Origin of the sequence: Klebsiella sp. (assembly GCF_027492335.1) — a bacterium.
GTDB classification, from domain to species: Bacteria; Pseudomonadota; Gammaproteobacteria; order Enterobacterales; family Enterobacteriaceae; genus Klebsiella; species Klebsiella huaxiensis.
On the sequence record NZ_JAPUEW010000066.1, the window covers coordinates 31,633 to 44,320 of the forward strand.

At 51.6% G+C, this 12,688-nt stretch carries 14 protein-coding genes and 1 pseudogene; 13 read left to right on the forward strand and 2 right to left on the reverse strand.

Annotated elements, in window-relative coordinates; genetic code table 11:
* Positions 1-19 precede the first annotated feature (19 nt).
* Genes QVF11_RS19450 through QVF11_RS19480 form a run of 7 tightly spaced genes read left to right on the forward strand, consistent with a single transcriptional unit; the run spans position 20 to position 6,175 of the window.
* Positions 20-376, forward strand: coding sequence for a phage GP46 family protein (locus tag QVF11_RS19450; RefSeq protein ID WP_065782547.1), 357 nt, complete (start codon positions 20-22; stop codon positions 374-376).
* The gene (locus QVF11_RS19455; protein WP_180405147.1) at positions 376-1,437 is read left to right on the forward strand and encodes a baseplate J/gp47 family protein; all 1,062 of its coding nucleotides are present in this window, start codon (positions 376-378) and stop codon (positions 1,435-1,437) included. The genes QVF11_RS19450 and QVF11_RS19455 overlap by 1 nt, the downstream gene beginning before the upstream one ends.
* On the forward strand, positions 1,434-2,090 hold the full coding sequence (locus tag QVF11_RS19460; protein ID WP_116290276.1) for a YmfQ family protein: 657 nt from the start codon (positions 1,434-1,436) through the stop codon (positions 2,088-2,090). Before QVF11_RS19455 ends, QVF11_RS19460 begins: the two co-directional genes overlap by 4 nt.
* An 11-nt stretch (positions 2,091-2,101) precedes the next feature.
* Positions 2,102-2,845 (forward strand): phage tail protein, encoded by a 744-nt coding sequence (locus tag QVF11_RS19465; protein ID WP_287858769.1) that lies wholly within the window; start codon positions 2,102-2,104, stop codon positions 2,843-2,845.
* Entirely contained in the window at positions 2,845-3,468 is a 624-nt protein-coding gene (locus QVF11_RS19470; protein WP_287858770.1) for a tail fiber assembly protein, read from the forward strand. The genes QVF11_RS19465 and QVF11_RS19470 overlap by 1 nt, the downstream gene beginning before the upstream one ends.
* Complete coding sequence (locus QVF11_RS19475) at positions 3,461-5,329, forward strand: hypothetical protein (protein WP_287858772.1); 1,869 nt, start codon at positions 3,461-3,463, stop codon at positions 5,327-5,329. The genes QVF11_RS19470 and QVF11_RS19475 overlap by 8 nt, the downstream gene beginning before the upstream one ends.
* 3 nt (positions 5,330-5,332) lie before the next feature.
* A complete protein-coding gene (locus QVF11_RS19480; RefSeq protein WP_287858774.1) occupies positions 5,333-6,175 on the forward strand; it encodes a hypothetical protein in 843 nt (280 codons plus the stop codon).
* A 140-nt stretch (positions 6,176-6,315) separates the two neighbouring features.
* Here QVF11_RS19480 and QVF11_RS19485 read toward each other — a convergent pair.
* Positions 6,316-7,377, reverse strand: a pseudogene (locus QVF11_RS19485) (aspartate:alanine antiporter); the annotation flags it as partial.
* A gap of 267 nt (positions 7,378-7,644) precedes the next feature.
* Between QVF11_RS19485 and QVF11_RS19490 the strand changes: the two are divergent.
* Positions 7,645-8,028 carry an inner membrane protein YbjM gene (locus tag QVF11_RS19490; RefSeq protein ID WP_287858776.1) on the forward strand — a complete coding sequence of 128 codons (384 nt, stop codon included), beginning with the start codon at positions 7,645-7,647 and terminating at the stop codon, positions 8,026-8,028.
* Positions 8,029-8,034: 6 nt separating this feature from the next.
* On the opposite strand, the gene QVF11_RS19495 is transcribed toward QVF11_RS19490, so the two are convergent.
* Positions 8,035-8,298: a GrxA family glutaredoxin gene (locus tag QVF11_RS19495; protein WP_110275282.1), complete on the reverse strand. Its 264-nt coding sequence runs from the start codon at positions 8,296-8,298 to the stop codon at positions 8,035-8,037.
* Positions 8,299-8,503: 205 nt separating this feature from the next.
* Between QVF11_RS19495 and QVF11_RS19500 the strand changes: the two genes are divergently transcribed.
* The 5 genes from QVF11_RS19500 (at position 8,504) to potF (ending at position 12,548) form a co-directional block, all read left to right on the forward strand.
* Positions 8,504-8,794: a YbjC family protein gene (locus QVF11_RS19500; RefSeq protein ID WP_287858778.1), complete on the forward strand. Its 291-nt coding sequence runs from the start codon at positions 8,504-8,506 to the stop codon at positions 8,792-8,794.
* Positions 8,778-9,500 (forward strand): nitroreductase NfsA, encoded by a 723-nt coding sequence (nfsA, locus tag QVF11_RS19505; RefSeq protein WP_287858779.1) that lies wholly within the window; start codon positions 8,778-8,780, stop codon positions 9,498-9,500. The genes QVF11_RS19500 and nfsA overlap by 17 nt, the downstream gene beginning before the upstream one ends.
* Before the next feature lie 115 nt (positions 9,501-9,615).
* The gene (gene rimK / locus QVF11_RS19510; protein ID WP_287858781.1) at positions 9,616-10,518 is read left to right on the forward strand and encodes a 30S ribosomal protein S6--L-glutamate ligase; all 903 of its coding nucleotides are present in this window, start codon (positions 9,616-9,618) and stop codon (positions 10,516-10,518) included.
* A gap of 89 nt (positions 10,519-10,607) precedes the next feature.
* Positions 10,608-11,087, forward strand: coding sequence for a type III secretion system chaperone family protein (locus QVF11_RS19515; RefSeq protein ID WP_112214685.1), 480 nt, complete (start codon positions 10,608-10,610; stop codon positions 11,085-11,087).
* A 348-nt stretch (positions 11,088-11,435) separates the two neighbouring features.
* The gene (gene potF, locus QVF11_RS19520) at positions 11,436-12,548 is read left to right on the forward strand and encodes a spermidine/putrescine ABC transporter substrate-binding protein PotF (protein ID WP_112214684.1); all 1,113 of its coding nucleotides are present in this window, start codon (positions 11,436-11,438) and stop codon (positions 12,546-12,548) included.
* Positions 12,549-12,688 lie beyond the last annotated feature (140 nt).

Genomic DNA, 12,688 nt, shown 5'->3' on the forward strand with positions numbered 1-12,688 from the left:
ACGCTGTCATCATGGCAGCGTGGACAGACTATTAGACCCGACAACCGGCGACTACGCCGGCACGAGCACCAGCACCCTGGCTAACGCAGTGTATCTGCGTCTGACCATCCCGCTCGGCTCGTGGTGGGCGCAGCCGGATGTCGGTTCAAAGCTTCATCTTCTGAGGAGAGAGAAAGATGTAACCCGCGTACATAAACTCGCTCGCCAGTATGCCGAAGAGGCGCTGGCACCGCTGACGGCTGATACTGATGGCCGGGCAAAAAGCATCACAGTAGAAACCTTTCAGGGGGAGCCGGGCTGGCTCCTTTTATTGATCACCGTTATTCAGGCCGATGGTATTACCGTCACCTTTAAGCATTTTGTGAGGGTTATTTAATGCCGTTTATCACGCCGACGTTTGATGATATCCGCAGTAATATTCTGCGTGATATTAAAAACCTGAATACTGACGCAGATATCGGTGACGACAGTGACCTGTATATCCGTGCCAGCGCAGTGGCCAGCGTGGCAACCGGTATTTATCAATATCAGGGCTGGATAGTTCGCCAGATATTTGCCGACACCGCCGATACCGAGTTTCTCGAATGGCATGCCCGTACGCGCGGCTTGTATCGCAAGTCGGCCACCACGGCCAGCGGTACCCTGACGGCCACCGGCGAACCCGGCGCGACGGCAGCGGCCGGCTACAGCGTGACGCGCGGTAGCCTGACATATACCACCACCGCCGCAGTGACGCTTGATAGTGACGGTAACGGCACGGTAGCGGCAAGCTATTCCACTGCCGGCGCTGCCGGTAATACCACGGCTATCACAACAGGCACATTCACCAGCACGCCGACAGGGTTCGACAGTACCGTTATTATCGGGATTATGTCCGGGGGGACTGACCAGGAATCGGATACCGAGCTGCTGGACCGGCTGCTTGACATTATTCGTCGCGCACCTGCCGGCGGGAATAAGTACGACTACCGCCGCTGGGCCATGTCCGTGGATGGCGTCACGGCCGCGTATGTTTATCCTCTTCGGCGCGGTCTGGGTACCGTTGATGTGGTCATTACCTCGGCCGACGGCTTACCCTCCGCCGAAATTATTGCCGCCACGCAGGCATATATCGACGATGTGCGTCCGGTCACGGCAAAGAACTGCCTGGTTCTGGGGCCGACGATTAAAACGATAGACCTCGTTATTCAGGTTTCGCTTGACGGTGTGACAATTGATGTGGCGCGTGAAAATATTATTTCCACGCTGACCGACTATATAAATAAATTACCGCCGGGCGAGCCCTTTATTCGCTCACAGGCCGAAATGCTGATTTCAATCGTGACCGGCGTTGTGGACCGGGTCATCGTCTCGCCGACGTCGAACGTATTTCCTGACGTCAGTGAAACTGTCGTTGAATGGATCCGTGTCGGCAGCATCGAGGTATCGCAGCTATGAGCAACGCGAAGAACCTCTTATCCCTGTTACTGCCACCGGTTGCCTACGATACGCAACAACCAGCCTTATCTGCTGAGCTATCGGCAGAGGGCAATGCATTCGATGCCACAGATGAATCAGCAAATAATGCACTGAACGCTGTTGCACCCTTTTTTGCTGATAACCTGCTGACAGACTGGGAGCGAGTTTTAGACGTCACGCCTAATGAGGATGACGGGTATCAGCAGCGTCTCGATCGCGTCTTGATTAAGCTGTCAGAAATTGGTGGTTTAAGTATTCCGTATTTTATCACCATGGCCAGCAGGATTGGTTACACCATCACTATTGATGAATTACAACCCTTCAGGGTCGGTTCCAGTCGCTGCGGTGACACGCTGTATATCGACGATATTATTTTTACGTGGCGGGTAAACGTCTATGGGTTAGAAGTTCCTCTCTATTATTTCCGCGCCGGGACTTCCCGCGTTGGCGAACGGCTCATGACGCTGGGCGATAAAGTTCTTGAAACCACATTCAATGAATTAAAACCCGCTCATACCCTTTGTTATTTCCTCTACGAATCTGAAATGACCTATCCGCTTTATCTGGATGGTTCATTTGCGCTGGACGGCGAACAGCCAATGACCGGCTACGTAGAAAAAACCACCGATTAACGGAGTATTTTATGCAAAGCCTGATGCCTCCGGTTGATGCACCAAATAATGAATTTAGTGATGGGAACCCCTCGCTGGGGACGCTGGGAACAATTGTCAGAGCATTGTTCCTGAATAATGTGCAGGGTGCCATCCGGTCTGTACAAAGTGAACTGCTGTCTATCCTGGCCGCTGCAGGTATCAACCCTGATGGCGACAGTAATAATCAGGTATTGCAGGCTATTAATAAAATCATGGTGGATTCAAATATGTCGGTACCTTACGGCATACCACTACCATGGCCAACCAGTACCCCGCCTGCGGGTTATTTAATCTGCAACGGTGCGCCATTCAGCGCGGTAACCTATCCCAATCTTGCGGCGGTTTATACCAGTGGCGTGTTACCTGATTTACGGGGCCAGACTATCAAAGGGTTACCGGCGTCGGGACGTTCGCTGTTAAGCCTGGAGGCTGACGGTAATAAATCCCATACGCATAACGCATCAGCATCGGCTACTGATTTAGGAACTAAAACCACCAGTAATAACGGCGACCATACTCACTCCTGGGGTTCAGGTATGCAGAAACAGGGAGGGAGCGATCAGGAAGTGGGTAATAACAGTGGCGATGGTTTCGGGACAACGTCAACAGCTGGTGCGCATACCCACGATGTTGTTTTGGGATCACACTCTCACACGGTTACTGTCGATGCTTCTGGTAATTCAGAAACGACGGTTAAAAACATGGCATTCCATTATATTGTGAGGGCAGCATAATGTCTGGCGATATTAAAGCAGTATTTGACAGCAATTTTATTGCAACTCAGGCGGGTTCCGTTCAGGTTTTTCATTTTGATTCAAATAGCCGTGAGTTTATTGGCATTGAAGATATTTATGTCCCTCTCGGTGTCGGAATTCCTGCATTTACCTGCCTGGATGAACCACCGGTACAAAATGAATATCAGGTTGCTGTTCGTTCGGAAGATAATTCGTTCTGGTCTGTTACCGATGATTTTCGCGGTATCACTGCCTATGACCTTCAGACGCTGGCCAGTCACGTTATTAACGAGCCTGGACCTATCCCCGACACAGTAACGACCTCTGCACCATCCACTCCATACGATAAATGGGACGGTTCTGCATGGGTAACGGATGCTGATGCGCAGCATATTGCTGATATCGCTGCTGCTGACCTGCAAAAGAAACAGATGATTACACAGGTCTCAGGCGATATTTTAATTCTTATGGATGCCGTTAACTTGAATATGGCGACTGATGAAGAGAAATCCCGTCTTACTGCTTTGCAGGCTTATCGGGTGCAGCTTAACCGGGTAGATACATCCCTCGCGCCGAATATTGTTTGGCCTGTTACGACGATCAGGGAGAATGATGATGTCTAATTTACCTGAACAACCGGCATGGGAATCTGGTATACATCAACTTGAAGAGTCAGAAAGAGCTAAAGCTGGTCCTGGTGGCATATTGAACCTTCAGGCGTCACAACTTGCCAATAGGACTAACTGGCTACGTATTCTGGTAGAATCAGCCAGTGATTACCGTGAATATACGTTCTATAAAACTGTATCAGACCCGGATGGTACAATCACAGGTTTAGCTAATACACCAAATGGTAAAACATTTCGTGTTGCTGAGGGGGTCGGCAGCAGTTTGTCATTCAATTATTACCTCAATGCTAATGGAGTGGCATTTAACATTGCATCCATGCCTGGCATGGGGTCAATAACTAATAACGTCCGCTTTTATACCACTTTGCCTGAGGCTCAAGATGATGTTCTTGCCGGCAATATTCTGAATGATTCTAAATGTTGGGTCATGGATGGTGAACTGGCAGACGAGTACACCAACAACGGCGGTACGCTGGAGGCTACCGGGCGGCAGATGCCATCAAAATACGCGCTGGACAGATATTTTCAGGCGCTACCTGACGGCAGCCTGGTTATTTCAGGTGAAAATGGCGCAGTTTTTGTTATCGATAAAAATGCAGCCACACACCTGGTTGAACTGATTATTCAGAACCAGATACGAATTGGCGGGTTACGGCTGGCTCAGGGCGAAAATGACGTTCCACTTATGATGACAGGCGATAATGGCGTCCCGTTTGCTTTAGATAAGAACGGCACCCTGAGAACTGTGGGTATAAATATTTTCGGCTCTGGATTATCGGGGGAATCGTTCGGAGCCCCATTACTGATTGGCGGCCGGAACGGAATTGCAGGTGCAGTGGATAACTCCGCCACGCTGCACATACCGGCAGTGATAACCGATGAACTGACCGTTGCCGGAAAAAAAATCATCGGTAATGGCGGAGGGAGTGACCCGGTATTCAGCAACGGGGATCGCTATATTGACGCTCACGGCAACGTCATGCCGTTGGTACCGGAAAGCGGAAAAATGAGCGCGTGGGGCTCCTCGTCGTTTGTTGTGGCTGGTGCTAGCGCGAATTTTGCAGCCCTGGCCCAGGAGTTGGGTGTTTCAGACTGGAATAATCAGGGGCAGGGAGGCGAATCATCATTTCAGGTTGCTGCCCGATGGGGTGCTGTTCCATTCACGCTGGTTTTCCCGGGAAACGTAATTCCATCCAGTGGTACGGTTGCAGTTACCTGCACTCAGTTGCCCAGTAATTTCTGCAACAATTTCCTGAAAACGTACTCAGGCGTGGTGGGTGGCGTCGCCGGGACGTTGTCGTGGAGCAGCGCCTCTCTCCAGTTTACGCGTACAACTGATGGGGCGGCGGTCTCTCTGAGTGGTGGTACAGATTTCATTCCGACTATTCCGGCGAGTTACCGGGATGGTGTCGTGCTCATCTGGTCGTATAAAAACGACATGAAATACTCCACACAAACCGAAATTAACATGGACGTCATTTTTAATAACGTCGTTAAATCGTTCGCTCATGCATCCACGCTGGCAAAACGCGTCCTCGTTATCGGTATATTTAACGACTCATCATATACGAACGAACTCTATAAAACCCGACTGGCGGAAATGAACAGCCGGATTAAAGCGCATTTCGGTGACCTGTACTGCGACACGCAGGACTATATCTGCAGTAGTCAAATCTGGACGGATACCGGAATAACTCCAACCGCTGATGATTTAGCGATGCAGGCATCAGGATATAAGGCCACATCACTGTCAGCTGACAGTGCGCACCTGAATACTACGGCACATAAAGCTGTTGTCGAACACGTTATCAAACCAAAATTAATCAGCCTCGGCTGGTACACAGAAGGCGAATGAATTATGACTCAGGGTTTAATGATTAATGTCCCTACCACCTTCAGCCGGGTTCTTACTGACCTTTCTTTTATCTCAGATGTGGCAGAAGAGGCGGTCGCCTACAGGGGGCTGTATGGTGAAAGCGAGGCAGTGTCACTATTGAACAGCTCCACCGCTTCAGTTGTGTCAAACGTAAAGACGATTGCGGCTCAGACTCCAGCATCCCTGACTTACGGAAAGGGATACTTTAAGCTCACTGGCCCTGGTGCAGACGGCTCTGCATCGACCGGCATTCGTCTTGACCTGACTCTGTCGAGCATTGAGAAAAACGGTTATCCCCTGTCGATGGGCTGCGCGTTCAGGAATTTACAGAAGACGAAAGAAACCGGCCGGCAGTTGTACCCGATAGCCTCTTTTTACCTGAGTGCGGGCACAGTTGCTGCGCCACCATTCCTCTGCATCGCAGCCTATATCGGTGATGATGGGGCGAGAAAGATAGCTGCATGGTCAGGATCAATTGCCGATGCTGTGGGTGCTCTACCATTACAGTGTGCCGTGGATGTTGACTGGCAGACTACGGACCTGATTTCGGCCTGCGTGTCGCGCGCAGCAGATGGCACCGTAAGCCTGGCGGTCAAAAAAGGCTCCGCTCCGGTGGTAACAAAATCGTTTGCCTTTGCGGCCGTTCCCGACCAGGGTTCAGCCGAAAGCGTCATCCCGCGCATCGTCTACGGCTCAATGAATACCCGAACCCTGGGTAGTGCAGAGCTGATGACTGCCGAATACTGGCAGAGCCGTGCACTGTCCCTGGCTGAGTTGTCGCAGCAGGCCAACCTGACATACCTGAAAGCAGTATCGAGGTTGTGAAACATGAGCGGCGCATCTGAAAAGGCGCTGCTTTTTTTTGGAATCTTTTTCTTCTTAATTCTTTTTTGCACCGTGCAAAAATCCATTATTAATCTGTGCATAATTTATTGCATTTCAATGCAAAAAAAATTGCGGCGCTACACATCGCCCTTATTAAGCACCACGTTATCGTCAATGGGCATTTCGATTTGGCTGCGGATCACGCGGTTTAAGAAGCAACCGTGATCGGTCAACTTCAGCTGCGCCAGACGACGGCCAACGGCATTGTGATTTTTTACCACGATCTCTTCAGTGACGATGCGCATGTCCAGCAGGTCGCGGTCGAAGACCTCTTTGCCGTTACGAAAGCTCGGGTCGAGACGGGCATGGGCATCCGGGTAGCCTACCAGCGCGATATCATCGCCCATCTGCAACACCGCGTCACCGTCTGGGTTAGCGAGAATGCCGTTACGGCGAATTCGCTCGATATAGCAGCCGGTCTGGCGATAAATACCCAGCTCGCGCAGGTTTTTGCCGTCGGCCCATGCCACCAGCTCCGGGCCGACGCGATAGGCGCGGATCACCGGCAGATAGACCTTGCGCCGGGAATCGTTATCGAGGCCACGTTCGCGGGCGATTTGCTGGGCGCTGGTTTGCAAATCCTGGTGCTGTAGTTTGGGCATATAGCGCGCGCCAACAATCAGGCTCACCAGGCCAACCAGGTAGGTCAGAGCGTAGCCAAGACTCAGGTGATCGAGTGAGGCGGCGAGGTGCTCGCTGGACATGCCGAAGTGGCGTAGCGTATCGCCAGCACCGACCAGCACCGGGGTTGAGGTCATTGCCCCGGCGAGCATCCCGGCCGTCAGGCCGATATCCCAGCCGAACAGCTTACCCAGACCCATGGCGATCAGCATTGCGCTACCGACCATTACCAGAGCCAGCATCAGGTAATTTTTCCCATCGCGAAAAAAAATAGAAAAAAAGTTGGGACCCGCTTCCACGCCGACACAAAAAATAAACAGCATAAAGCCAAGATTTAGGGCATCAGTGTTAATACTAAAATGTTGCTGGCCTAATAATAACGAAACGACTAAAACGCCAATGGAATTACCAAGTTGTACTGACCCGAGACGCAGTTTCCCGAGGCAAAGACCTAATGCAAGAACAACGAACAATAACAGGATGTAATTCCCGTTTAACAAATCTGCGACGTTTATATTCACGAAAGCCAACTTCTCATTTACTAGTAAGTTGTTGAAGGAAATGGTTATTTGGTCTAAGGTTGCTCCAGTGTTCGCGCTGTCACGAACGCTATTCTGGCATCCCGTTATAACCAGCAAAATATAGTCGATAGTTTAATCCTTCCTGGAGGCTTCGGCTAGTAACAATCGTTTTTGCACTGGCGGGATCTTTAATTGGAATGGACTGCCAGAATCTTTATCTGACTGGACGAAGTGGAAGTTGGTTAGAGGCAAAATCAGGAGGATGTAGTGAAATCTGAGCGTGCTTGGGCCGGTATAATCTGTGGGTTCTTTCTATTTATTGTGGTTTGTTTATCACTGCTGTTACATATGAAAGGCGCCTTTCGGGCCACCGGTAATCCCGAGCTCGGGCTACTGTTTTTTATACTCCCCGGCGCTGCGGCAAGCTGCCTCTCACCTGGACAGCGGGTTATTCGTCCCCTTATCGGCGCGATGCTGGCGGCCCCCATTTGTCTGGTAGTAATGCGGCTTTTCTTTGTGACTCAGCGTTCTTTCTGGCAGGAGCTGGCGTGGTTGTTTAGCGCGGTGTTCTGGTGCGCGCTTGGCGCATTATGCTTTCTGTTTATTTGCGCCTGGCTTGATACCAGACGCAAGCACTCATCAGAAGATTGAGCCGTCTCAGGCAAATAGACCCAAATTCTCTTTCGCCCAGGCTTCAAAATCCGTGCAGCCGCCGATGTGTTTCTGATCGACAAAAATCTGCGGTACGGTTTCTACCGGCTTGCCCACGGTTTTTTCCAGATCGGCTTTGCTGATGCCTTCGGCATGAATATCAATGTAGCGATAGTTGAAATCATCACGCTCATTAGTCAACTTTTCAGCCAGTTCTTTGGCGCGAACGCAATACGGACAACCTGGACGACCAAAAATTACGGTAAACATCGTTTCTCTCCTTAAATCTCAGCCTAATGGCGAATGGGGCGTATCATGACGCGTTATGCCGACGAGGGAAAGAAGGTTCTGCCTTTTGCTTTGATGGTTTAGGGCTATGTTTGATAAATACTCTGGCGATGAAACCGCTATACTGGCCCTGTTGCGTGACCCGTTCTCGCTGGGTTGTACGAATCATTTGGACCGGAGGAGTGTTATGCGATCGCCCGCTGCATTGCCAAAAAGCGTGCTGGTGGTTGAGATTCTCGGCATGGTGTTGTTGACCCTGGCCTGGCTATCGCTCAATCAGTACATCAGTCTACCCGCGCCGTTCTCCAGCCCGACGGCTGCGCTATTGATGATTTTCGCGGGGATCCTGCTGATGCTCCCGGCCGCTGTGGCGTTAATGTGGCGGGTGGCGAAAGTGATTGCCCCCCAGCTGACGCAAACCAAAACCCCACCTTCTTACTTGTCTGACAGAGAAAAACGAGATGACGCCGACCATTGAGCTGCTGCGTAGCCACCGTTCTATTCGCCATTTTACCGACGCGCCTATTAGTGATGAACAGCGCGCTGCGATTATTGCCGGTGCACAGGGGGCTTCCTGCTCCAGTTTTTTACAATGTACCTCAATCATTCGTGTTACCGATCCACAGATGCGTCAACAGCTGGTGACAATGAGCGGCGGCCAGAAGCACGTGGCGCAGGCTGCCGAATTCTGGGTGTTCTGCGCCGACTTTAACCGCAATCAGCAAATTTGTCCCGATGCCCAACTGGGACTGGCGGAACAGTTGCTGCTGGGTTGCGTTGACACCGCGATTATGGCGCAGAATGCGCTGGTGGCGGCAGAGTCTCTGGGATTGGGCGGTGTCTATATCGGCGGCTTGCGCAACAATATTGACGCGGTGACCGAACTGCTGAAGCTGCCGCAGCACGTACTGCCGCTGTTCGGTCTATGCCTTGGCTGGCCCGCTGACAACCCGGACGTAAAACCGCGCATGCCATCGGCGATGCTGGTGCACGAAAACAGCTATCAGCCGCTAGACGATACGGTACTTAGCGAATATGACGAGCAACTGGCGCAGTATTATCTGTCACGTGGGAGCAACACGCGTCGTGATACCTGGAGCGACCATATCCGTCGTACTATTGTTAAAGAGAGTCGCCCGTTTATTCTTGAATATCTGCATAAGCAGGGATGGGCTACGCGCTGATTGCGTGTAAACTGCCCCGGCCTGACGCCAGGCGATTTTGCAAGGTCAGCGTAAAATTGAGTCGTTGTTAGCTATCAAAGGCCCGCCAAAGCGGGTCTTTTCGCAGAGGTACAGGGTGAAAATTGCCATATTATCCCGGGATGGAACGCTTTATTCATGTCGACGCCTGCGTGAAGCCGCGCATAAACGCGGTCATCAGGTCGAAATCCTCGATCCACTTTCTTGCTATATGAACGTCAGTCCGGTGGCCTCATCGATTCACTATAAAGGCCGCCAGCTACCGCATTTCGATGCTGTGATCCCTCGCATCGGTTCAGCGATCACCTATTACGGCACCGCCGCGCTGCGACAGTTTGAGCTGCTGGGCAGCTATCCGTTGAATGAGTCTGTCGCTATTACGCGCGCCCGTGACAAGCTGCGCTCGCTACAGCTGCTGGCGCGTCAGGGGATTGACCTTCCGCTCACCGGGATTGCCCATTCACCGGATGATACCAGCGACCTGATCGCGATGGTGGGCGGTGCGCCGCTGGTGGTAAAGCTGGTGGAAGGTACGCAGGGCATCGGCGTGGTGCTGGCCGAAACCCGCCAGGCGGCGGAGAGCGTGATTGACGCATTTCGCGGTCTGAACGCTCATATTCTGGTGCAGGAGTATATCGCTGAGGCGAAAGGTCGGGATGTGCGCTGCCTGGTGGTGGGCAATGAAGTGGTGGCGGCGATTGAACGCCGGGCGAAGGAGGGCGACTTCCGTTCCAATCTGCATCGCGGTGGTGTGGCGACGATCGCGACCATCAGCGAGCAAGAGCGAGAAATGGCGATTAAAGCCACGCAAACGCTGGGGTTGGATGTGGCGGGCGTCGATATTTTGCGTGCTACGCGCGGCCCGCTGGTGATGGAAGTGAATGCTTCTCCTGGCCTGGAAGGCGTTGAAACCACAACGGGGGCGGATATTGCCGGGCGAATGATTGACTGGATTGAACGTCAGGCAACACCGGGGTTTTGTCTGAAAATGGGAGGTTAGTTCCCTTTCACGACAGCGTCATGGTACGCGACGCTTTTTTTGCGTAAGCTATGGCGTCGCATTTTCCACAGCAAGAGGTCACAGGTCATATGGATTCACTGGTCGTTCCGGGTCTTGATACGTTACGTCAATGGCTCGACGAATTGGGCATCAGCTTTTTTGAGTGTGATTCCTGCCAGGCGTTACATCTGCCGCATATGCAGAATTTCGAAGGCATTTTTGATGCCAAACTCGACCTGGTGGACAACGTGGTACTCTTTTCCGCTCTGGCGGAAGTTAAGCCCTCTGCGCTGCTCCCGCTCTCTGCCGATCTTTCAGCGATTAACGCCAGTTCGTTGACCGTGAAGGCTTTTCTCGATATTCAGGATGATAATCTGCCGAAACTGGTGGTGTGCCAGGCGCTGATCGTAGGTGTCGGTATTACCTTTGATCAGTTCGCGTGGTTTTTCCGTCAGAGCGAAGAACAGATTTCAATGGTTATGCTCGAAGCCAGCGCCAATCAGGTGTTGTATAAGCCTGAGGAAGAAGAACCCGTTGCTGAGAGTATCCAGTACCATTTTCTTCACTAAGCCTGTCGAAAAATAGCGCAGCCACTACCATAGCGGCTGCGTATTTCCCGCTTTTATTCTGCCATTAACCTTTCCTTAAAGAATTTTTCACCGCCATTCTGCCGCTTTCGGCTTATCACATAGACCCTTATTGCATAAAAAATTGATAAAAGCCGTTTTTTTACCTGGGCTATAGCCTCTTATTCTGGCTACAGTTATTCTGACGATGCTTCCAGTTGCGGGCAACCATTCCGGGAGAGGTCCTCTCTCCTTTTCTTAGGCAATGAAAAAATATGCATGATTATTGCATGCAAACAAGTGCGTATATTCAGCCCGCTTGTTAACGGGCATTGAGAAGGAATAAGAGATATGACCGCCTTTGGTAAAAAATGGTTAACAGGTCTGGTTACGGGTGCGCTGATGGCCGTTTCTGCCGGTTCGCTCGCAGCCGAACAAAAAACCCTGCATGTTTATAACTGGTCTGATTATATTGCGCCGGATACGGTGGCGAATTTTGAAAAAGAGACCGGTATTAAAGTGGTATATGACGTTTTTGATTCCAATGAAGTGCTGGAAGGAAAATTAATGGCGGGCAGCACCGGTTTTGACCTGGTGGTGCCATCGGCGAGCTTCCTCGAACGCCAGCTGGCGGCAGGGGTTTTCCAGCCGCTGGATAAGAGCAAGCTCCCCAACTGGAAAAACCTCGATCCTGAAGTGCTGAAGCTGGTGGCGAAGCACGACCCGGACAATAAATACGCGATACCGTACCTGTGGGCGACCACTGGAATTGGCTACAACGTGGATAAAGTCAAAGCCGTTCTGGGCAAAGATGTACCGCTGGACAGCTGGGATCTGGTGATGAAACCGGAAAACCTGGAGAAACTGAAAAGCTGCGGCGTCTCATTCCTGGATGCTCCGGAAGAGATTTTCGCCACCGTGCTGAACTATCTCGGCAAAGATCCGAACAGCAGTAAAGCCGATGATTACACTGGCCCGGCGACCGACCTGCTGCTTAAGCTGCGTCCGAACATCCGCTATTTCCACTCCTCGCAGTACATCAATGACCTTGCCAACGGCGATATCTGCGTTGCTATCGGCTGGGCGGGCGACGTATGGCAGGCGGCTAATCGGGCGAAAGAAGCGAAGAACGGCGTAAACGTCTCCTACTTTATTCCGAAGGAGGGTGCGTTGGCGTTCTTTGATGTCTTCGCCATGCCTGCGGATGCCAAAAATAAAGATGAGGCTTATCAGTTCCTTAATTATCTGATGCGTCCGGATGTCATCGCGCATATTAGCGATCACGTTTATTACGCTAACGGTAACAAAGCCTCTACGCCGCTGGTTAGCGAAGAGATTCGTAATAACCCGGCAATTTATCCACCAGCTGACGTATTTGCCAAGCTGTTCACCCTGAAAGTACAGGATCCGAAAATCGACCGAGTGCGTACTCGCGCATGGACAAAAGTGAAAAGCGGGAAATAACGACTTTTAATACCGTTGTCCGGTGGCGCTAATGCTACCGGGCCTACAAAACCCGTAGGCCGGGCAAGCGCTAGCGCTGCCCGGCGATACGCACCATAACAGTGCGTTTGCACCAGTTTTGATTTCTGCCGGAGAACACC

Coding starts and splice junctions, on each gene's coding strand:
- QVF11_RS19455 (WP_180405147.1), top strand. CDS start 376: ATGCCGTTTATCACGCCGACGTTTGATGATATCCGCAGTAATATTCTG.
- QVF11_RS19460 (WP_116290276.1), top strand. CDS start 1,434: ATGAGCAACGCGAAGAACCTCTTATCCCTGTTACTGCCACCGGTTGCC.
- QVF11_RS19465 (WP_287858769.1), top strand. CDS start 2,102: ATGCAAAGCCTGATGCCTCCGGTTGATGCACCAAATAATGAATTTAGT.
- QVF11_RS19470 (WP_287858770.1), top strand. CDS start 2,845: ATGTCTGGCGATATTAAAGCAGTATTTGACAGCAATTTTATTGCAACT.
- QVF11_RS19475 (WP_287858772.1), top strand. CDS start 3,461: ATGTCTAATTTACCTGAACAACCGGCATGGGAATCTGGTATACATCAA.
- QVF11_RS19480 (WP_287858774.1), top strand. CDS start 5,333: ATGACTCAGGGTTTAATGATTAATGTCCCTACCACCTTCAGCCGGGTT.
- QVF11_RS19495 (WP_110275282.1), bottom strand. CDS start 8,298: ATGTTTACCGTAATTTTTGGTCGTCCAGGTTGTCCGTATTGCGTTCGC.
- QVF11_RS19500 (WP_287858778.1), top strand. CDS start 8,504: ATGCGATCGCCCGCTGCATTGCCAAAAAGCGTGCTGGTGGTTGAGATT.
- nfsA (WP_287858779.1), top strand. CDS start 8,778: ATGACGCCGACCATTGAGCTGCTGCGTAGCCACCGTTCTATTCGCCAT.
- QVF11_RS19515 (WP_112214685.1), top strand. CDS start 10,608: ATGGATTCACTGGTCGTTCCGGGTCTTGATACGTTACGTCAATGGCTC.
- potF (WP_112214684.1), top strand. CDS start 11,436: ATGACCGCCTTTGGTAAAAAATGGTTAACAGGTCTGGTTACGGGTGCG.